Raw genomic sequence first — 19,919 nt, 5'->3', positions numbered from 1 at the left:
CAAAGCCGGGGGCTTTTTCTTATATTTCAAGTAAATAACAGGAGAAAATATGCGTTCCCTTTGGCTTGGAATTCTTGCGTGTGCGGCGATGTTTGTCGCCTGCGGTGACGATGATAGCGATTTCGCGACCCGGCCTTCGGATGGGAAGGAATCTTCCTCAAGCAAGGTCCCTGAGCCTGCCGAATGGACTAGCAGCAGTGTAAAATCGAGTAGTTCCGCTGCGTCCAGCAGTTCTACGAAGGACGTCATCCTGAGCAATAGCGAAGGATCCAGTGACTCTAAATCCGGTAGTTCAGAGAAAGTAGAATCTTCATCTAGCAAGGTCCCTGAGCCCGCTGGAGGGACTCTGACTGACTCCCGTGACGGTCAAACGTACAAGACTGTAAAAATCGGTACGCAGACTTGGATGGCAGAGAATTTGAACTACACATATAATGGCGTTCCTTATAACTTTAGCGGCAATTTCTCCGATTCCACTAGCTGGTGCTACGGCAACGACCCTGCCAACTGTGCCAAGTATGGTCGCCTTTACACCTGGGCTGCTGCCATGGATAGTGTTGGTATGTGGAGCACAAACGGCAAGGATTGCGGCTATAACAAGATGTGCTCGCCGACATATCCGGTACGTGGTGTTTGTCCCGAGGGTTGGCACCTGCCGACTTACACGGAATGGAATACGTTATTTACGGCGGTAGGCGTTTCCAGTACAGCGGGCGAGGTACTCAAGTCTACTAGCGGCTGGGATAGTAGCGGCAACGGCACTGACGCTTTCGGTTTTTCCGCGTTGCCCGCCGGCGGCAGGGACTACAATGGCAATTACTACGGCGAAGACAACTACGCGCTCTTCTGGAGTTCTTCAGAGCGCGGTAGCGGCCGTGCGTGCAACACGTTCTTGATCTATAGCAACGACTGTGCGCGCATTGACAATGACTTCAAGAACTACGCTTTCTCCGTCCGTTGCGTCAAGGACTAACTTTAGGAGGAAATATGCGCTCCCTTTGGCTTGGAATCCTTGCTTGTGCGGCGATGCTTGTCGCCTGCGGTGACGACGACAGCGATTTTATCTCGCGCCCAGACGGGAAGGAATCTTCGTCTTCTGACGTCATCCTGAGCAGTAGCGAAGGATCCAGTCCATCGTCTAGTTCCAGCACAGATAAAAAGTCCAGCAGTAGCGAGACAAGTGTGTCTAGTAGCAGTACTAAGTCCAGTAGCAGTTCGGCGAAGTCTTCTTCTAGTTCTGTGACTTTGGCGATTCCATGCAAAACCGAAACGGAAGACAACTGCGAATACGGAGAGTTGGTGGACGACCGCGACGGTCAAACCTACAAGACGGTCACCATCGGCACGCAGACCTGGATGGCGGAAAATTTGAATTACGCCTATTTGCTGCCGACGAAAGCATTGGATTCTAGCAGCTTCTGCTACAACGATTCGTCGGAGTATTGCAATAAATATGGTCGTCTGTATCTGTGGAGTGCAGTCATGGACAGCGCGGGAACATGGTCTACAAACGGCAAGGGCTGTGGCGATAGCAAGAAGTGCTCACCGACCTATCCGGTACGTGGGGTATGCCCTGAGGGCTGGCACCTGCCGACAAAAGCCGAGTTCGAAACACTGTTCACTGCAGTCGGTGGTTCCAGTATGGCGGGTAAAATGCTCAAGTCCACAAGCGGCTGGAACAGTAGCGGCAACGGTACGGATTCCTATTCCTTCTCGGCGTTGCCTGCTGGCCTCAGGAACTACGGTGGGGATTACGACTACGAGGGCTACAACGCGAAGTTCTGGAGTTCTACTGAGTACGGTAGCAGCGCGTACTACATGTACTTGCACAACAACTACGACTATGCGGGCCTGCTCAACATCTACAAGGACAACGGGTATTCAGTTCGTTGCCTCCAGGACTAATCTCGCCATTTTATTGCATGCTTTTGATAACTTTTTTTTTGAAAAATAAGCTATTATTAGATTGTATTCTGGAGGAGATATGCGATACTTTTGGCTTGGAATTCTTGTTAGCACGATGATGCTTGCTGCCTGCGGTGACGACGACAGCGATTTTATCTCGCGCCCGGACGGGAAGGAGTCTTCGTCCAGCGTCACGTCGAGCTCTAGCACGACAAGCGTGTCCACTGGAACCATGACCGACTCCCGTGATGGACAGACTTACAAGACTGTAAAAATCGGTACGCAGACCTGGATGGCGGAAAATTTGAATTTCGCCTATTTGCAGCCGACGAAAACATTGGATTCTAGCAGCTTCTGCTACAACGATTCTTCGGAGTATTGCACCAAATATGGTCGTCTGTATCTGTGGAGTGCAGCCATGGACAGCGTTGGAACATGGACCACAAACGGCAAGGGCTGTGGCTTTGGCGAGACGTGCTTGCCGACCTATCCAGTGCGAGGCGTATGCCCCGAGGGTTGGCACCTGCCAACAAGAGCCGAGTTTGAGACTTTGTTCACCGCAGTTGGTGGTCAATCAACAGCGGGCAAGATGCTCAGGTCCACTAGCGGCTGGACCAATGGTGGCAACGGCACCGATGCTTTCGGCTTTTCCGCGTTGCCTGCTGGCCTCAGGAACTACGATGGGGATTACGACTACGAGGGCTACTACGCGAGGTTCTGGAGTTCTACTGAGAACGGTAGCTACAGCGCGTACCGCATGTACTTGGTCTGCAACTACGACGGTGCGTACCTGTACGACGACAACAAGGACTACGGATTTTCTGTTCGTTGCGTCAAGGATTAAGTTTCTATGAAGCGTTCTTTTGCTATTTTTGCTTTGCTTGCGTTGTCGTTTGCGATAAACGCTTGTGACTCCAATTCTGAGGTAGGAACGATGACTGATTCCCGCGATGGTCAAACCTACAGAACCGTGAAAATTGGTGAACAGGTTTGGATGGCGGAGAACCTCTATTTCAAAACGGATAGCAGTTGGTGCTTTAAAGACGAAGAGTCAAACTGCCAGAAATACGGAAGGCTTTATTCGTGGAATGCGGCAAGAAGTGCATGCCCCACCGATTGGCACCTTCCCAGCAAGGCTGAGTTCGAGACCCTGTTTAGGGCCGTGGGCGGAACACAGGATAAGGAAAATGAAAAAAAATGGATGGGAGCAGGCACCAAGCTCAAGTCCACTAGCGGATGGAAAAGCAGTGCGAAAGGCTTGGCCTTTGGCTTGGCCTTAGCGATGCCTGCACACATCAAGTCCAAAGATGGATTGAAAAACTTGAGTGACTTGAGTATAAGCAGCAACGGAACGGATGATTATTCCTTTACTGCGTTGCCTGCGGGCATCAAGGAAGTGTATTACAACTACGAAGGCTTCTATGCGGAGTTCTGGAGCTCTACTGAGGTCAATAGCGAGTTCGCCAATAACGCTGAAGCGTACAAATTGCTCTTGGTCAGCCCCACTAAGACTGCGGTCCTGAACGGAACCTTCAAGGAATTCGGGTTGTCTGTCCGTTGCGTTAGAGACTAATTCCGCCGGGGCTTTTTATCATTCTGTCAATGTATAATGTGGTGTCTAAAATACCTTTTTTGACCAAATAGGCTAAAGTAAATTGGCCCTCGGTTCAAAGCCGGGGGGCCTTTTCTTATATTTCAAGTAAACAATAGGAGAAAATATGCGTTCCCTTTGGCTTGGAATTCTTGCTTGTGCGGCGATGCTTGTCGCTTGCGGTGACGATGATAGCGATTTCTCGACCCGTCCTTCGGACGGCTCGTCTTCTTCCCGTGCCAAATCCAGCAGTTCTGCGAAGTCTTCGGATTCTGTCGTCGGTTGTAAGACCGAAAAGGAAGACAATTGTGAATACAGCGAGTTGGCGGATGACCGCGACGGCCAGACTTACAAGACCGTTAAAATCGGCGGCCAGTGGTGGATGGCGCAGAACCTCAACTATGAAACGGACTCTAGCTTCTGCTACAAGGATTCTGTCGAGTTTTGCGAAAAGTATGGCCGACTATACACTTGGGATGCTGTGGTTGATGTTTGCCCCGACGGCTGGCATTTGCCTAGCAAGGCCGAATGGGAAACGTTGATCACTGCTGTTGGTGGACAAGCGACCGCAGGCAAAATGCTCAAGTCCACATCCGGTGGCAAAGGCTCGGATGCATTCGGGTTCTCGGCGCTCCCTGCTGGCTACAGGGTTAAGGGTGGGGGATATCTCTACGCGGGCGCCCACACGTTCTTCCGGAGTTCTACTGTGAGTTCTACTGAAATCAATAACGGTCCGTATAGTGCGTTCTTGGACTTCAACGCCGACTATGCTGCGGGCATGTCCAGTGACGATTACAATAACTACGGGTTCTCGGTCCGCTGTCTTAAAGACTAACAAGCCGAGTGAAGCGGTCGCCAAGTTTACTTGAGCGACCATTTCCGAGGCGCAGTGTCTGCGCTACGTAGTAGCGCCAGGACTAGTTTACTATCTTTACCGCATAAACAAGAGGTTTTATGCAGTCCTGGACTGAAATCAAGAAGATCGAGAACCCGACCGAAGAACAGCAGTTCGAGGCGATTGGCCTCAACTGGTATGCAATCAGTCTTATCGAGAACCCGACTGTTGCCGCGCAGAAGGCTGCGTTTGCACAGAACGTGCAGGCGATTCTCTACATCAAGAACGGCCTTTGCGAAGATTTGAAGGTGGCGCTCAACGCGCTTGACGAGCCCGCGCTCCTTGCCGCGGTGAACGGCGACCCGAATATCCTCAAGTTCGTGACGAACCCGGAACTTCTCAAGGCCGCGGTGCGCAGCGACTGGAAAATCGTGAAGAAGATTGACAACGCGGGCGAGGACCTGTGGGCCGAGGCGGTGCGCGCGAGTGCCGAAGCCGTAAAGGCTGTGCCCTTCATGGGCGAAAAGATCCAGGCGGCGCTCGTGGAACGCGACTGGCATGCCCTGCAAGATATCGTGCGCCCGTCGGCAGCCATCGTGATTGCCGCGGTGAAGCAGGACTACCATGCTTTTGAGTTCGTGAGCATCAAGGACCGTACAGAGCCGGTGCAGCTTGCCGCCGTGCGTACGGACTGGCGTTGCATCCAGTACCTGCAGCGTGCATCCGAGAAGGTGCAGATGGAGGCGGTGCGCCAGACGAAGGACGCTTTCTCGCTCATCAAGAACCCGGCCGAGGCGGTCAAGGAATTCTGCAAGTAGTTTTGCGGGGCGCGCGATGGAAAACCCGCTGGTAAAAGTCGAGAATGTCTCGTTCCGTTACCCGAAATCGGGCGTGGACGCGCTTTCGGGCGTGTCGCTCGAAATCCCGCGGGGGAGTTTCTTTGCGCTGCTGGGCCCGAATGGGGCGGGGAAGACTACATTACTCCGCCTGCTGTGCGGGCGTTTCGCGAAATTCTCGGGCACGATTGAACTTGCTGGCGACGTGCGCGGGTCTAATACGCATTCTGGCGCGAAGGGGGTTGCAGGTTCGGGTTCGCGAGGTTCGTTCCTCGACCCGCTCGCCTGCGGTATACTGCTCGAGAATCCGGGCGTATATCCGAAACTTTCGATAAACGAGTACGTGGACTATTTCGTGGGGTTCTATGCGGCCCGCATTCCCGGGTGGAATGAGCAGGCGGCCCGCGAACGCATTGCCCGCATTGCGAAGAGCCTGGAACTCCCGCCGCTCGATACCCGCATGGGCAAGCTTTCGCTCGGGAACCGCCAGAAGGTGCAGTTGCTTCGCGCGATGGCTCCTGCGCCGCGTCTTTTGATTCTGGACGAGCCGGTGGCGAATCTCGACCCGATGTCGCGCGAGACGGTGTGGAAACTCATTGCGGACTGGCGCAGGCAGGAAGGCGGTACGGCCATCGTGTGCTCGCATATCCTCGCCGAGATGGAAGAGGAGGCGACCGACTTCGCGATTATCGACCGCGGGCACGTCTTGAAGAGCGGGCGGGTCGCCGACATCGCGAGCGAAACCGCGACGTTCCGGGTGGAAGTCCGCGGCAATACTCTGACACCTGAAAAAATTCGCGACATTCTTGCAGCCGCCGGAATCGAAGCCGACGTTGCTCCCGCGCAGGCGAGCCTCTCTCGCCTCTACCGCGAGACCGTCTGATTGCAAAAAATTCTAGAACGTCTGCGATAGGTCGAACGCGAACCTGCCCCAGGCGAAGTTTTCCATGTTCCAGTTGTCCAGGTTCTTCTTGAATGCGTAATCCAGGCGGAACGTGAGGAACTGCCAGCGATAACGGAGCCCGAGTCCGAGCGATTCGCTTGTCTTGGATGGGAACTGTTCGCTGTCCTGGTCCATGATGCGCGTCCAGTCGTAGAACTGTACGATTTGCCAGTGGCTCCAGCTTTTCCACGGGAACGACCAGCGGATTTCTTCGTTTATTCGAAGATACATCGGCGTAAGTCCCGTGTTGATGATTTCGTTCCCTTCGTCATCGGTGCTAGTGTAGCTGGTATAGATGCTGCGGAAGCGGTAACCACGCACCGAACGGCTGCCACCCTGGTAAAATACGCGCGCATCGTCTTCGAGCGCTGTTTCGAAGAACTTGCCCGCGCTTCCGCTCAATGCTCCGTAGAATGTCCAGAACAGCGGACGGTAGAGGTTGACAGTCGCTTCGCCATAGGTGTAGGGGTTCCCTATCACAGTCAGCTTTTCCAGGTTGGCGTTCAGGTTGGTGCCTGCACCGACTGTGGGCGCGATACGTATGCCCTTCGTGGGGTTGAAATAGTCATCGGTGTAGTCGAAGGTGAGTGCGATTTCTCCCTTCACCTTGTACATGTCCTCGCCATTCTTGCTCACGAATCGGGTATCGATGGTGCCACGGAAACGGATGTGGTCGGTAATGCCGAAGGTCAAGTCTCCGCGGTTGATGATTTCGTAACGTTCTTCAATGCTGTCGGGGTAGGCGGGGGGGGCAATCTTTTCGTGGTTGAAGCTCAAACGGTCTTCCAGTCGGATAGCTGTCGGGATGAACGTGAACGATGTCCCGAACAAGAGCGGGTTCGCGTAGCCGAGAGAAATTTCCTGCTTGTTCTGCGCTATCTGGAAGGAGGTCGAGAATTCGTTGAACGTTCCGAAGAAGTTCTTGTGCTTTGCATACGCGATGGCGCCGAACCCGTACATTTCTTCGAAGAATACTCCGTATCTCGCTTCTCCGGGAATGCGCTCGGTCACGTCGAGGTGCACATCCGAAAGTCCGTCGGCTCTCAGGGAGTCGTTCAGCTTGATTTGCGTGAATAGCTGTGTCGAAAGCAACTTGCTCTTGAACGAGTTGAACTTGTTACCATCGATGATTTCTCCCTGTGGCGTTTTCCACAAGGACGATAGCCACGCCGTGTCGGAAAGTCCGGCTTCCTTGCTGCGGTTCGTCTTGTCGGTGACCTTCTGGGTCGTACTGATCATGTTGCCCATGATGACCTTCGCTCCAGGGTTTACGCTCACTTCGACGATGATGCACTTCCTGACGGTGTCGATGAGTTCGGCCGGGCTCACGTAGGTGTGCAGGTAGCCCGCTTTGCGGTAGGTCTGCTGGATAAGCTGGATGTCTTCGGCGATGTCGTCGTGGTTGAAAAGTCGTTCCTTGTTGTTGGTCCGCAGGGCGCTCTTGTCGATTTCGATTTTTGAACTGTCCGGGACAAGGATGGTTGTCCCGCCGAAATGGTAGCGTTCGCCTTCGCGCAACGAAATGATGTAGCCGCGCTGCACGCTGTCAGGGCGGATGAATTCGCGCTGGATTTCGAGTTTGAGGTCGAGGCTGAAGAACCCGCGTGAATAGTAGAGGGCCTTGATGTTCTCTATCGCAAGTCCCATCATGAAGTCTTGCTTGATGGTGTCGAGCTGTCCGAATTCTTCGGGAATTTCGAGCTGCTCCTGCAACTGGAAATTCGAGAAGGTCGAGTTGCCGTCGAGGGTCACGTACCAGGGATGCTTGTCGCCTTCTTCGGCGAAAAGGAATGTAGCACATAGCAAAAGGATGCCTAGAAAGAATCTCATTTCTTGTCCTCCTGCTTGCTCTCGAGCGGCTTGTTGCGTTCGCCCGGCGATACCGTCTCGCAATGGCCGATGCCGAGGAGGCACGGGTTCCAGAACTTGTAGCCGTAGTTGAGACCGATGTTCTTCTCAAGCCGGTTTTCGTTTCCGCCCGTACCTGTATTGGTAAGGTATTGCTTCGAGATGAGCTGGCCGTTCAGGTTGAGCGAAGGTGCGATATGGTTCTTGTGCGAGTAGGTAGAATCCTTGAATACGGGCAGCTTGTAGCTCACGCCGAATTGGAGCGCCTGGTCGTAGGTCGGGTTCTCGCTCTGGTCCTGCGTGTAGCCGAAGATGAGGCTCAGGTCCTTGACCCAGCGGTCGAGCGAGATGGGCAACTTGAAGTAGCTCGAGTCCTTGTCGCTTGTGGTGTTGTTGTTGAACAGCATCACCTTCATGTCGATGTCGCCGATGTATTCGCCGCCGAGGGTCTTGTTCGCCGTCGAAGACAGCACCTTGCCGATGGCCTTGCCTGCAATCTTGTTCCAGTCGGTCGATTCGTCGTTGTTGTCGGCGATGCATCCGAGAATGATGTTGTAGTAGGTGGCCGCCGCACTAGCCTCGGTTCCGCAGTTGGAACTGGGGGTCGGCTGCGGGTTGGTAATGGTTCCCGTAATGTCGAAATTGATGGGGCACGTCTCTCCTTCGCGGTTGCCGGTGTCGTCGCAGTAGGGGAGGTTCTGCGCACTCGATACGTCGACTTCGCCATGTTGCCACGGGACGTCCATCCATGAAATTCTGAAGGCGTTGAGTTCGAACTCGTAGAGTTCCTGGACGCCGATGAATCCGGTGTTCGCGTTGATGACATCGCCGCGCAATAGCGGACGGTTCGTGTTGCCGAGCACCCAGATGTCGAAGGTGAAGGGGAAGGTCGCGAACGGGGTCACGATTTCGACGGAGTCCCTCTGGGAGTCGTTCACGTGAATCATGAGGTTGATGGGACTTGCCGTCGAAAGCTTTGTTTCCTGGATTTCCGATTTACGCAACTTGGCGATGAAGTTGTTGAACATGTTGAGAATGCGGTCGAGCGAAGCCGGCGTAATCTGGAATTCGAGCGCCTTGTGGTAGACCATCTTGTCAACGACGAGCTTGCCTGCGATGGTGTTGTTCTGCAGCCTGTCTCCCTTGGAGTGGGGCATGATGAAGTCGAGGTTGCTCTGAGCTTGGATTTCGCCATCGCCGAACGTCTCGTCGTAGAAGTTGTACTGGATGTAGGGAAGGTTCACGGAGATGGTCATCTCGTTATCGAAGTCGTCGACGGTTCCGGACACGTCCCTCACGATGATGGAATGAGGGCCGGATCTCAGGCTGAACTGTTCGGACGATATGTTGAACCGCTCGATGGTCATGCTGTCGAGGTTGTAGGCTGCGGAAACGTTGATGGTTTCCTGTTCGTGGTTGTGCGTCGAAAGTTCGCTTATCTCGACAAGCCCGTTCTCGAGCGAGCCCCGCAACTTGATGGGGACGAGCCTTGTCATCTTGGGAGGCTGGAAGAATGTCGAGTCGCTGTAGATTTTTGCCGAGATTCCCTTTAGCCCTTCCTTGATGTTTGCCGTGATGTCAGCCTGCAGGTCTGTCTTCTTGATTTCGCTTGTGGTGCCGGGAATGAACCAGGAACCTGCGACGGCCGCCTTTCCCGTGAATACGAAGGCGGAGTCGATGTCGCCTTCGACGTTCAGGTCGCCGCCGGTGTCTGTGCTGTAGTCTACGGTCACGTGGCGTTTGTCCTGGAAAATGTTGTTGATGATAATCTGCGATTTGCCAGCCCATCCGCCCTTGCCGATGTTTACGTAGGAATTGACTTCGACCTTGTCGCCTTCGGCGAATATGTTCAACTTGTTGATGTCGATCAGGTCCTTCGATATCTTGCGCAGTTCGATGTTCGTGATGTCGATGTTCCCGAGCATGCCGTGGCTGTCTTCGTATGCGATGTCGCCGGTGATCATGCCGCTGGAGAGTGTGGAGTCGTTCATTGCTTCGAGCAGGATGGGAATGCTGAAGTTCTTTGCCGCCGCCCATGCGTGCTGCACCTGCACTGGCAGATAGCCGGTAGGCTTGAAGTCCGGGTTCGAATCGTTCGGAAGGACGAATGTCGCTTCGGCTTCCACCATGTTCTTGTCCTGGATGGCGTGGAAGTTGTCGATGAAGATGGTGTCGCCGTTCTGTCGCGCCTGGATTCGCCCTTGCAGGTCAAACGGTTCGTAACGGCCTTCGGCGAATACGTCCAGAAATCCGACATTGTCCGTCAGGTTGTGGTGCCAGCGTCCGGAAACTTCGCCGTAGATGTCTCCGTTGATGGAGAAATCGGCGAAGGGAATGGTCGTGATATCGACGGAGTCCGCATTTGCCTGGATGGTGATGGAATCGGTCCATGTGATGTAGGCGAAAGCGTGTCCTCCGTGGCGCTGCGTGACGTCCCACGACGTGTGCGGTTCTTCGTGCGTCCACATCACGTCGCCGAAGAAGTCGAATGTCTCTTTTTCCGTGTAGATGATGCCGTTAGTGAACTCGATGCCGTTCTTGTCGAGGTCGAGTTCCACTTCGAGCGAATCGGCTTTCATGTGGTAGGCGTAGGCGACATTTGGAATCTTTGCTTTCACGTGTAGCTTGCTGCCGTTGAATGACCCCACGAGGTTGAACCGGTTCTTGAGGGTGAGGTTCCCGAAGTTCCAGTCCAGCGCCCACGGTTCGTAGGGGGACATGTCTCCGGTGAAGCTGATGCTCGGGGGGCCGCTTAGGTCAATCGTCGCCTCGATGGCCGAACCCTGCCTTGTCTCGATGACCGCGTCCACGATATCGCCCTGCTTGTGGAGCGAATGGATGACCATGTCTAGCGGCATCATCTGTGGCCCGAAGACGGAACTCATGTATTCGACGCGGCCCTGGAGTTCTCCGTTGAGGTTGTTGTCGAAGTCGCCTTCGAGCTTGATGTGGCCGCCTTCGTCGTTGTTGAGGTCTGCCTCCACGTGGTAGTCCCGGTCGTCGCCCTTGATGCGTGCCGTGACGTTGCAGGCCATGAGCGGCCAGAATGCCCCGACTCTCGTTCGGACGGTGGCGTCGTAACGGGGTTTTCCCGTTTTGGGGTCGAGGCTTGCCGTTGCCTTCACATGGGCCGCTCCGATGTCAGGGACTGCGGGCGGAAGTTTGACGGGAATCCATTGGGTCGGGTCAGCGACGTCAAGTTCCACGGATGTTTTTACGGCTGCCATGTTCGTTTTCGGGGTGCTCGCGTCGAGCTTGACTTCGTCCTTTCCGACCTTGACCTTGCCTTTCAGCTTTACGTTTTCGGACGAAAAGTCCGCCGCGACGTCCAAGCTTCCGGTCCCCTGCACGAAGTCCCCCTGGATGCCGTCGAGTTTGACCTTTACGGCCTGCGTTCCTGTGCTCCGGACGCTCAGGTCTTTTGCTTGCCAGTGCTTGGCCGTTTTTTCGCCCTTGTCAATGTCGATGTCGATTTCGCCGACGGACATTTCGGTGGGAAGGTAGAATTTTGCCTTTTCGGGGAACGATAGTTCGGGAGGTTCCGATTTTTCCGCTTTTTCGGGGGTGCCGCTGTGGATATCCGCCTTGAAGCTTCCGAGGTTCAGCTTTACCTTGCTGGAATCGCCGAATACGGTAATGTCAAGGTCGAGATTGCTGACGGAGAAGGTGTTCCCGCCGGTCTTGACGGAGATGGAATCCCAGGAATGGGTGAGGAGGCCGCCCAGCTTGTAGCCGTGGGGGGTGATTTCTACATCGCCGAAGGTGTGCGGGCTCGATAGGAAGGTTATGAGCGCAATACGCGCAAACCAGGCGCTCAGGGCAAGAACGCCTACAACCACCGTCACTATTGCGGCGGTTATCGGAAATGTCGAAGTCGGTTTCTTCAACGCGCATAATTATAGAAAATAAGGGAGATTTCCTTGATGAAAGTTTTCGATTGAACGCCTCTAAGTCGTTGATTGTCAACGAATTACGCAAAATCTGCTTTTTTGTTGTTTTTTTCTCGTGTGGCGCCTGGCCTTAGCAATGGGTGTTTTTGACTATATTTTGTCGAAAACAAGCAAATCTATGAGGATTTAATGAACAGGAAAGCTCTTTTCTTAAGCGCTCTTTTGGGACTGGCTCTCGCGGGATGCAACAATGTTGGCGGAAGCGAGGAGGTCATTGCACGGATCGGTGACGAGACTGTTTATGCCGAAGATCTGGACCTTGCTGTGAAGCTTGACCCAGAGGGGCGTCCGCAGGTAGACCGGATCGCATCCGAACTTTTTGCGAAGTCCGCTTTTGTCTCCAAGGCGGTCGCCGAGCATCCTGAACTTGAATCGCAGTGGAAGGCGTATTCGAAGAGCCTAGAAACACGTCTACTTACGGTCGTCTACCAGCGTTTCTTTGCGACTGAATGTCTACTGTTCCCCGAATCCGAACTCCGTTCCTATTTCGAACTGCACAAGGCCGATTTTGCGGATTCTACGGGCAGTGTCGAGTTCCTGGATGTCCGTGGGAAGGTGGCCGAGGCCTTGCTGCTTTCCCGTTCCGCCGAGGCTCTTGCTGCGGCCAACAACGACACACTCCTCTTCCTTGGCGAATTCAAACGCCGCATGATAGATTCGACATCCCAGGCTATCAGGGAAAAGTTTCCGGTGACCGTCGAAAAGATTGTCCCTCCCAATCCGGAAGGTTATTATGAAGCCCATAAGGAAGAATTCAAGACGGCGCATGCGTTCGAAGTCTATCACGTGCAGATGGAAGATTCCGCCGCTCTTGCTAAGTTGTTCAAAAAGCCCGTAACCAGTCTGGAAAAGTTCAAGGAAATCGCGACAAAGCATAGCGAGAACAAGGAGACTGCCGCGAACGGTGGCTATGTGGGAGTCGTGAAGGATGGCTTCTCGTTCCCGTATGGGATAGGCATGGTAAATGGTCTTGCCGCAGCGTTCGCGGGAAAGCCCGAAGGCTCGATTTCTCCGGTACTTGCGACGACAAGGACTCCTGGTCGACATGTCTTTTACCTTGTTCGTGAAATTCCTCCCGAAGTCAAGCCGTTCGACCGTGTGAAGGGCGAGGTGATCAACCAGATGAAGTCGTTCGGCTATCTGGATTTGGATTCTGATTACGTGCTTGTTTCCAGGAACGGGGCTCCGGTGGTGAAGGAAAGGGATATCCTCCAGATTCTAGACGAGGAACCCGGGATTCCCAAGGTTAACCGTACGAGAAGCCGCCTCGTTTCTAGCTTGGCCGAATGTTTCTCCTTTGCGGAAGAGGCTCGCGCCCTTAAGCTCGACCAGTCCTGGGAATACAGGGCGTTTGTCCATCAGACGCGCGTGAACTACATTACGGCCCATTATTCCGAAATGCTTGAACATGAGTCTATCCTTCCGGAAGATTCGCTCAAGGCCTACTTTGAAAAGAACGGCAATCCTATTCATCCCCAGGCGAGCTTCGAGAAGTCCAAACAGGACATCAGCGATTACCTGCAGTTCCCGCAGAATGTCGTGAAGTACGAGTATTTCTCTAATTACGAAGCCAACAAGAACCGCTCGTGGGACGACTTGCGTAAGCAGGCGTTCAGCAACAATATCCGTCGGATCCGTAAGGACAAGATCGAACGCATGCGCGCGGAATCGTGGAATTCCGCGAAGGTCACCGTCATGAGAAAGACTCTCAACATCAAGTCCCCGACGACCGATGTCGCGAAAATGGAACAGGATGCGGATTCGCTCTCCAATGCCCACAATTATTCCGCAGCCATCGCTATGTGGAAGAAGGTGCGCGATTACAATCCGAATAACGATAGCCTGTTCGCGAAGGCGACTTTCCAGATTGCGCAGTTGGCGGCCGAAGCCGAGCAGTTTGCCCAGGCCGAGATGGAATACAAAGTGTTCTTGCACATGTGGCCCGAAAGTCCCGATGTCGAGAAGGCGCTTTTCAGCCGCGGGTTCATTTTGAACGAAAACCTGCATAGGGACACGCTTGCGCTCGAGGTTCTGGAAGATTTCCAGAAGCGTTTCCCCAACAGCGAACTGAAGGAATCCGTCGATTGGCTCGTCGACAACATCAAGTCGGGCGGAAAACTCGCCGAAGACCTGATGAAAAAGATCGAGGCAGAACCATAATTATCTATATTTCTCATACTTTCAAAAAAGGGTACCTACTATGGAAATGACATTTGCAATGATCAAGCCCAATGCCGTCAAGTCCGGCCTCATTGGGCGCATTATCGACCGTTACATCGCTGCAGGCCTCTCCGTCTGCGCCGTGAAGATGCACCAGATGACCTCTGCCGATGCTCGCGGTTTCTACGCCGAACACGTGGAAAAGCCGTTCTTCCCGGAACTCGAAGCCTACATGACCAAGGGCCCGTCCGTGATGCTCGCCCTCGGCGGCGAAAATGCCATTGCCAAGGTTCGCGCTATCAACGGTGCAACCAATCCGGCCAAGGCGGAACCCGGTACCCTCCGCTACGATTTTGCCCCTTCCATGACCGAAAACGTCGTGCACAGCTCCGACAGTCCTGAATCCGCCAAGCGCGAACTGGACTTCTGGTTCAAGGAAGACGAACGCTACGCTTACGAAATGCCGAGCCTCAAGGCTTGCTGCGTCCTCTAAGTTTAAAACAAAAACCCCTCAAGGAGACACAACTCAATGCAATGGATCATCAAGTATCTTACCTCCTCCATCGGTAAGAAGCAGATCATGGGATGCACCGGTGCGGCACTCGCCCTGTTCATCTTCGGCCACATGTGTGGTAACTTCCAGCTTCTGAATTTCGATCAGGCTTCGGCCCAGGCGTCCTACAACGCCTACACCGAGTTCCTGACCGGGTTCAATCCGCTCCACTTCCCGATTAAGCTGATCTATCTCGTCGAACTCGGCCTGGTGGCTTGCTTCGCTCTCCATATCTTCCTCGCGGTTACGCTGAAGATCGAGAACAAGAAGGCCCGTGGTGGAATCGACTACGAAGTCAACGCTCGTAAGGGCAAGAAGACTTTCGCGACCTTCACCATGATCTGGTCCGGCCTCTTCATCCTCGGCTTCCTCATCCAGCACCTCATGATGCTCAAGTTCGGCGAACACTACCTGTACCTGAACGACAAGGGCGAAATCGTCCGCGACATGTGGCTCACCACTATCGACATGTTCGCCAACCCCTTCTGGGCTGTGTTCTACGTGATCAGCATGTTCGTTATCGGCATGCACCTGTTCCACGCCATTTCTTCTGCTTTCCAGACCATGGGCATTGCTCACCAGAAGTGGACCCCGATTATCGATGTCTGCGGCATCATCTACAGTGTTGTCGTTGCTGCCGGTTTCGGTATCACCGCTATCGCCGCCTTCTACCTCGCTAACCAGCCCGAAACGGAAGCCCTGCGCACCAAGTCTCATGAACTCCAGCAGCAGTATGAACAGCAGAAGGCCAAGGAAGCCGCCAAGACTTCTTTCGTGATTCCTTCTGTCGGCACCGTCGAAGTTTCTTTTAACGCATAATTTTAAGGAGCCCACTAATGATTCTTGATTCTAAAATCCCCGGTGGTTCCATCGAAGAAAAGTGGACCAAGCACAAGTTCGAACTCAAGCTCGTGAACCCCGCCAACAAGCGTAAGTTCACCGTGATCGTGGTTGGTACTGGCCTTGCCGGTGCTTCTGCCGCTGCATCCCTTGCCGAACTTGGTTACAACGTAAAGTCTTTCTGCATCCAGGATAGCCCCCGTCGCGCACACTCCATTGCCGCCCAGGGTGGTATCAACGCTGCCAAGAACTACAAGAACGACGGCGACTCCGTTTACCGTCTGTTCTACGATACCGTGAAGGGCGGTGACTTCCGCGCTCGCGAAGCCAACGTGCACCGCTTGGCCGAAAACTCTAACCTCATCATCGACCAGTGCGTGGCCCAGGGTGTTCCGTTCGGTCGTGAATACGGTGGCCTCCTCGACAACCGCTCCTTCGGTGGTACGCAGGTTTCCCGTACGTTCTACGCCCGTGGTCAGACGGGTCAGCAGCTCTTGCTCGGTGCCTACCAGGCCCTCATGCGCCAGGTTGCCGCCGGTAAGGTGAAGATGTTCCCCCGCCGCGAAATGATGGACCTCGTCGTGATCGACGGCAAGGCTCGCGGTATCATCGTCCGTAACCTCATCACTGGCGAACTCGAAAGCCACGTGGGTGACGCTGTCTGCCTTTGCACCGGCGGTTACGGTAACGTCTATTACCTTTCTACCAACGCCCAGGGTTCCAACGTGACGGCTGCTTTCCGTGCCTACAAGCGCGGCGCCCTGTTCGCTAACCCCTGCTACACGCAGATTCACCCGACTTGCATTCCTCGCCACGGCGACCTGCAGTCGAAGCTCACCTTGATGAGTGAATCTCTCCGTAACGACGGCCGTATCTGGGTTCCGCGCAAGGCGGGCGACACTCGCAGCCCGGACCAGATTCCGGAAGAAGATCGTTACTACTACCTCGAAGAGAAGTACCCGAGCTTCGGTAACCTCGTTCCGCGTGACGTGGCTTCCCGTAACGCCAAGCAGGTCTGCGATGCTGGCCTCGGCGTGGGTTCCACCAAGCAGGCCGTTTACCTCGACTTCGCCGACGCTATCCAGCGTATGGGCGTTGCCGGCGTGTCTGCCAAGTACGGCAACCTCTTCCAGATGTACGAGAAGATCACCGACGAAGACCCGTACAAGGTCCCGATGCGCATCTTCCCGGCCATCCACTACACCATGGGCGGCCTCTGGGTGGACTACGATCTGATGTCCACGATTCCGGGCTGCTTCGTTCTCGGTGAAGCCAACTTCTCCGACCACGGTGCAAACCGCCTCGGCGCTTCTGCTCTTATGCAGGGCCTCTCCGACGGTTACTTCGTCATTCCGTTCACCATCGGCGGCTACTTCGCGGGCACCAAGCTCGAGAAGGTTTCCGAATCCGATGCCGCGTTCGAAGACTGCAAGAAGCAGACCGAAGAACGCATCCACAAGCTCCTCTCCATCAAGGGTCACCGCACGGTCAACGATATCCATCGTGAACTCGGTAACATCATGTGGGAATACGTGGGCATGGCCCGTAACGAGGCCGGCCTCAAGACCGCCCTCGAGAAGATTCCGGCCCTTCGTGCCGAATTCTGGGAAAACGTCAACGTGCTCGGCTCCGAAGGTTCCTTCAACCAGAACCTCGAACGTGCTGGCCGCGTTGCTGACTTCCTCGAATTCGCCGAAGTCCTCACTCTCGACGCTCTCCATCGTAAAGAATCTTGCGGTGGCCACTTCCGTGAAGAAAGCCAGACTCCGGAAGGCGAAGCAAAGCGCGATGACGAAAACTTCTGCTACGTGGGTGCCTGGGAGTACAAGGGCGACGGTGTCGCACCGGAACTCTCCAAGGAACCTCTTACCTTTGATAACGTCCACCTTGCTACTAGGAGCTACAAATAATGAGCGGACTGAATTTGACTTTGAAGATTTGGCGTCAGAAGGATGCCAAGACCAAGGGACAGTTCGAAACTGTCAAGATCAACGATGTTTCTCCGGACATGTCCTTCTTGGAAATGCTCGACATTGTGAACGAAGAACAGATGAAGCAGGGCAAGGAAGGCTTCGCTTTCGACCACGACTGCCGCGAAGGTATCTGTGGCATGTGCTCTCTCGTCATCAACGGTATGCCGCACGGTCCTGACCATGCAACGACTACCTGCCAGCTTCACATGCGCAAGTTCAAGGATGGCGACACCATCGTGATCGAACCGTGGCGCGCCGCCGCATTCCCGGTTATCCGTGACTGCGCCGTGGACCGTACTGCATTCGACCGCATCATCCAGGCTGGCGGTTTCATTTCTGTGAACACCGGTGCCGCTCCTGAAGCTTCCACGATTCCGGTTCCCAAGGCCGATGCCGACCGCGCCTTCGACGCTGCCGCCTGTATCGGTTGTGGTGCCTGCGTGGCCGCCTGTAAGAACGCATCCGCTATGTTGTTCGTATCTGCCAAGGTTTCTCACCTCAGCTTCTTGCCGCAGGGCAAGGTCGAGGCGAAGAAGCGCGTCTTGGCCATGGTCGCCCAGATGGACAAGGAAGGCTTCGGCAACTGCACGAACCTTTACGAATGCCAGGCCGCATGCCCGAAGGGTATCACCGTGGATTACATCGCCAAGATGAACCGCGAATACCTCGGCGCTACCGTGACCTACGCTGAAAAGGTGTACGGGAAGGACTAAGAGGTGTGAGGTATGAGGTCGGTCGCTTCGCTCCCTTTGAGGTGTGGGGCTTCAGGCCTTTGAGCAAGTCATCCTGAGCGAAGAGGCGTAGCCTCGGAGTCGAAGGATCCAGACCAACATTATAAAAAGGACCGCAGCGATGCGGCCCTTTTTGCGTAGTATAACGATTCTGCTTATTGTAGCATTGCAGAAAATTCTTGCAGATTTTTCAAGATTAATTTCGGAAAGTCAATTTCTTTAAGGATGTCGAAATGAGCGTCATTCGAAACGACGTATGTAGCGTTTCCTGCGATGGCGCAATCAACGAACTTGTTATCATCAGGGTCTTTTTGAATCAACTCAAATCTGAAAAAAGCGTCGATTAATTCAACGGAAGGTGCATTTAAAAGGGCTTGAACGACATTTAGTGCAATGACGGGTGTGGTTTTTTGTGCGATAATCTCTTCGTATTCTTCAAGAATTTCGTTGGATACGCAAAGAGTGTATTTTCCTTCTAGCAAACCTTTCCAAACATTATAGTAAGCCCCTCTTTTGGAAAGAGAGGCTAGAAGGCAATTGGTGTCGAGAACAATTCTCATACTGCTTTATAGGGAGTTCGCAAGTGTTCGCATAAGACAGCTTCGTTCTTTTTATTGTCCCATTTGCCGGAATCCCAAAGATCGTCCATGTCTTTTTCAACCCTCTTGGCAAAGACATCCATCAGGGCAACACGAATTTCTTCCAAAGACTCAGAATCCTTGGCGAAAGAGAACATCTTTAGAAGATGTAGCTGTGTCGGGTTCAGAACTTCCATATAAACCTCCCCCATAATATACATTATTCAAAATTGATATGCCAACCCAATTCGCCTTGAAACTCCTGTTTTGGTGAATAAAAAGCGAATCATTCAGGCGTTAAATAAAAGGGCTGCTTGATTATCCGTATTCACTAGAATGCGGCCCTTTTTCTATATTTCTCTTGTAAATCAAAAAAGAGGACTTCAAGATGAAAAAGCTTTTAGCGATGTTTGCGGCGTTTGCATGTGCCGCGGTTCTTTCTGCCTGCAACGACCAGAAGGCGGAATCCAAGACTCAGGCCGATGAATCCCTGAACAAGGTGAAGGCGGCGGGCGAGTTTGTGCTCGGTCTCGACGATTCCTTCCCGCCGATGGGTTTCCGCGACAAGGATAACAACATCGTGGGTTTCGATATCGACCTCGCTACCGAAGTCTGCGCGCGCCTGGGCGTGAAGCTCAAGACGCAGCCGATTTCGTGGGATGCGAAGGAACAGGAACTGAACACCGGCAAGATTGACTGCATCTGGAACGGCATGAGCGTGGACAGCGCCCGCGCAAAGGCCATGAACCTGAGCGACCCGTACCTCAAGAACCGCATGATTTTCACGGTGAAGGACAAGGCTCTTGCAAATCTCGCGGCCCTTGCCGGCAAGAAGATTGCCGTGCAGAACGGCTCTACCGCCCAGAAGCTTTTGGATGCTTCCGAAGCGGGCAAGGCCGCCAAGGAAATCGTCCCGTTTGACGACAACCAGACGGCGCTCATGGATTTGGACAAGGGCGGTGTCGACGCCGTGTTCCTGGACGAAATCGTGGCCAAGTACTGGATTGTGACGAATGGGAAGGACTACACGGTACTCGAGGAAGGCCTCTCCGACGAAGTCTATGCCGTGGGTTTCCGCAAGAAGGACCAGGCCCTGCGTGATGCCGTGAATTCCACCCTGGCTGCCATGAAGGCCGACGGCAAGTTCGACGAAATCTCTGCCAAGTGGTTCGGCAA

At 53.9% G+C, this 19,919-nt stretch carries 17 protein-coding genes; 13 read left to right on the top strand and 4 right to left on the bottom strand.

The window, feature by feature from the left end:
* Positions 1-49 precede the first annotated feature (49 nt).
* From B4B27_RS04075 to B4B27_RS04045, 7 genes are all read left to right on the top strand, one after another.
* Positions 50-973, top strand: a complete 924-nt coding sequence (locus B4B27_RS04075; protein WP_290723937.1) for a fibrobacter succinogenes major paralogous domain-containing protein — start codon at positions 50-52, stop codon at positions 971-973.
* A gap of 14 nt (positions 974-987) precedes the next feature.
* Entirely contained in the window at positions 988-1,905 is a 918-nt protein-coding gene (locus B4B27_RS04070; RefSeq protein ID WP_290723935.1) for a fibrobacter succinogenes major paralogous domain-containing protein, read from the top strand.
* Positions 1,906-1,984: 79 nt separating this feature from the next.
* A complete protein-coding gene (locus tag B4B27_RS04065) occupies positions 1,985-2,749 on the top strand; it encodes a fibrobacter succinogenes major paralogous domain-containing protein (RefSeq protein WP_290723933.1) in 765 nt (254 codons plus the stop codon).
* A 90-nt stretch (positions 2,750-2,839) separates the two neighbouring features.
* Positions 2,840-3,478, top strand: coding sequence for a fibrobacter succinogenes major paralogous domain-containing protein (locus B4B27_RS04060; protein ID WP_290723931.1), 639 nt, complete (start codon positions 2,840-2,842; stop codon positions 3,476-3,478).
* A 145-nt stretch (positions 3,479-3,623) separates the two neighbouring features.
* On the top strand, positions 3,624-4,331 hold the full coding sequence (locus B4B27_RS04055; protein ID WP_290723929.1) for a fibrobacter succinogenes major paralogous domain-containing protein: 708 nt from the start codon (positions 3,624-3,626) through the stop codon (positions 4,329-4,331).
* A 119-nt stretch (positions 4,332-4,450) separates the two neighbouring features.
* Positions 4,451-5,149, top strand: a complete 699-nt coding sequence (locus tag B4B27_RS04050) for a hypothetical protein (protein WP_290723927.1) — start codon at positions 4,451-4,453, stop codon at positions 5,147-5,149.
* A gap of 16 nt (positions 5,150-5,165) precedes the next feature.
* Positions 5,166-6,050: an ABC transporter ATP-binding protein gene (locus tag B4B27_RS04045; RefSeq protein WP_290723925.1), complete on the top strand. Its 885-nt coding sequence runs from the start codon at positions 5,166-5,168 to the stop codon at positions 6,048-6,050.
* Positions 6,051-6,062: 12 nt separating this feature from the next.
* On the opposite strand, the gene B4B27_RS04040 is transcribed toward B4B27_RS04045, so the two are convergent.
* Together B4B27_RS04040 and B4B27_RS04035 are read right to left on the bottom strand one after the other, a co-directional pair.
* Positions 6,063-7,940: a BamA/TamA family outer membrane protein gene (locus tag B4B27_RS04040; RefSeq protein ID WP_290723923.1), complete on the bottom strand. Its 1,878-nt coding sequence runs from the start codon at positions 7,938-7,940 to the stop codon at positions 6,063-6,065.
* Positions 7,937-11,845 carry a hypothetical protein gene (locus tag B4B27_RS04035; protein WP_290723921.1) on the bottom strand — a complete coding sequence of 1,303 codons (3,909 nt, stop codon included), beginning with the start codon at positions 11,843-11,845 and terminating at the stop codon, positions 7,937-7,939. The genes B4B27_RS04040 and B4B27_RS04035 overlap by 4 nt, the downstream gene beginning before the upstream one ends.
* A 192-nt stretch (positions 11,846-12,037) precedes the next feature.
* Between B4B27_RS04035 and B4B27_RS04030 the strand changes: the two genes are divergently transcribed.
* From B4B27_RS04030 to B4B27_RS04010, 5 genes are read left to right on the top strand one after another with little or no spacing between them, the layout of a single operon-like run.
* Complete coding sequence (locus tag B4B27_RS04030) at positions 12,038-14,068, top strand: peptidyl-prolyl cis-trans isomerase (RefSeq protein WP_290723919.1); 2,031 nt, start codon at positions 12,038-12,040, stop codon at positions 14,066-14,068.
* A 40-nt stretch (positions 14,069-14,108) separates the two neighbouring features.
* Positions 14,109-14,561 carry a nucleoside-diphosphate kinase gene (gene ndk / locus B4B27_RS04025; RefSeq protein WP_072797367.1) on the top strand — a complete coding sequence of 151 codons (453 nt, stop codon included), beginning with the start codon at positions 14,109-14,111 and terminating at the stop codon, positions 14,559-14,561.
* Positions 14,562-14,597: 36 nt separating this feature from the next.
* Positions 14,598-15,440 (top strand): succinate dehydrogenase cytochrome b subunit, encoded by an 843-nt coding sequence (locus B4B27_RS04020; protein WP_290723916.1) that lies wholly within the window; start codon positions 14,598-14,600, stop codon positions 15,438-15,440.
* Between the two features lie 17 nt (positions 15,441-15,457).
* Positions 15,458-17,371 carry a fumarate reductase/succinate dehydrogenase flavoprotein subunit gene (locus B4B27_RS04015; protein WP_073114345.1) on the top strand — a complete coding sequence of 638 codons (1,914 nt, stop codon included), beginning with the start codon at positions 15,458-15,460 and terminating at the stop codon, positions 17,369-17,371.
* Positions 17,371-18,147 (top strand): succinate dehydrogenase/fumarate reductase iron-sulfur subunit, encoded by a 777-nt coding sequence (locus B4B27_RS04010; RefSeq protein WP_073054923.1) that lies wholly within the window; start codon positions 17,371-17,373, stop codon positions 18,145-18,147. The genes B4B27_RS04015 and B4B27_RS04010 overlap by 1 nt, the downstream gene beginning before the upstream one ends.
* A 173-nt stretch (positions 18,148-18,320) precedes the next feature.
* On the opposite strand, the gene B4B27_RS04005 is transcribed toward B4B27_RS04010, so the two are convergent.
* The gene (locus B4B27_RS04005; protein WP_290723907.1) at positions 18,321-18,725 is read right to left on the bottom strand and encodes a putative toxin-antitoxin system toxin component, PIN family; all 405 of its coding nucleotides are present in this window, start codon (positions 18,723-18,725) and stop codon (positions 18,321-18,323) included.
* Positions 18,722-18,940 (bottom strand): hypothetical protein, encoded by a 219-nt coding sequence (locus B4B27_RS04000; protein WP_072811069.1) that lies wholly within the window; start codon positions 18,938-18,940, stop codon positions 18,722-18,724. The genes B4B27_RS04005 and B4B27_RS04000 overlap by 4 nt, the downstream gene beginning before the upstream one ends.
* Positions 18,941-19,131: 191 nt before the next feature.
* Between B4B27_RS04000 and B4B27_RS03995 the strand changes: the two genes are divergently transcribed.
* The coding region (locus tag B4B27_RS03995; RefSeq protein ID WP_290723903.1) for an amino acid ABC transporter substrate-binding protein at positions 19,132-19,919 on the top strand (788 nt) is incomplete at its 3' end.

Origin of the sequence: Fibrobacter sp. UBA2449 (genome assembly GCF_002342555.1) — a bacterium.
Taxonomy (GTDB): Bacteria; Fibrobacterota; Fibrobacteria; order Fibrobacterales; family Fibrobacteraceae; genus Fibrobacter.
This window is presented reverse-complemented; position numbering and strand designations above follow the sequence as displayed.

Coding starts and splice junctions, on each gene's coding strand:
- B4B27_RS04060 (WP_290723931.1), top strand. CDS start 2,840: ATGACTGATTCCCGCGATGGTCAAACCTACAGAACCGTGAAAATTGGT.
- B4B27_RS04055 (WP_290723929.1), top strand. CDS start 3,624: ATGCGTTCCCTTTGGCTTGGAATTCTTGCTTGTGCGGCGATGCTTGTC.
- B4B27_RS04050 (WP_290723927.1), top strand. CDS start 4,451: ATGCAGTCCTGGACTGAAATCAAGAAGATCGAGAACCCGACCGAAGAA.
- B4B27_RS04010 (WP_073054923.1), top strand. CDS start 17,371: ATGAGCGGACTGAATTTGACTTTGAAGATTTGGCGTCAGAAGGATGCC.
- B4B27_RS04030 (WP_290723919.1), top strand. CDS start 12,038: ATGAACAGGAAAGCTCTTTTCTTAAGCGCTCTTTTGGGACTGGCTCTC.
- B4B27_RS04045 (WP_290723925.1), top strand. CDS start 5,166: ATGGAAAACCCGCTGGTAAAAGTCGAGAATGTCTCGTTCCGTTACCCG.
- B4B27_RS04005 (WP_290723907.1), bottom strand. CDS start 18,725: ATGAGAATTGTTCTCGACACCAATTGCCTTCTAGCCTCTCTTTCCAAA.
- B4B27_RS04000 (WP_072811069.1), bottom strand. CDS start 18,940: ATGGAAGTTCTGAACCCGACACAGCTACATCTTCTAAAGATGTTCTCT.
- B4B27_RS04075 (WP_290723937.1), top strand. CDS start 50: ATGCGTTCCCTTTGGCTTGGAATTCTTGCGTGTGCGGCGATGTTTGTC.
- B4B27_RS04015 (WP_073114345.1), top strand. CDS start 15,458: ATGATTCTTGATTCTAAAATCCCCGGTGGTTCCATCGAAGAAAAGTGG.
- B4B27_RS04020 (WP_290723916.1), top strand. CDS start 14,598: ATGCAATGGATCATCAAGTATCTTACCTCCTCCATCGGTAAGAAGCAG.
- ndk (WP_072797367.1), top strand. CDS start 14,109: ATGGAAATGACATTTGCAATGATCAAGCCCAATGCCGTCAAGTCCGGC.
- B4B27_RS04040 (WP_290723923.1), bottom strand. CDS start 7,940: ATGAGATTCTTTCTAGGCATCCTTTTGCTATGTGCTACATTCCTTTTC.
- B4B27_RS04065 (WP_290723933.1), top strand. CDS start 1,985: ATGCGATACTTTTGGCTTGGAATTCTTGTTAGCACGATGATGCTTGCT.
- B4B27_RS04070 (WP_290723935.1), top strand. CDS start 988: ATGCGCTCCCTTTGGCTTGGAATCCTTGCTTGTGCGGCGATGCTTGTC.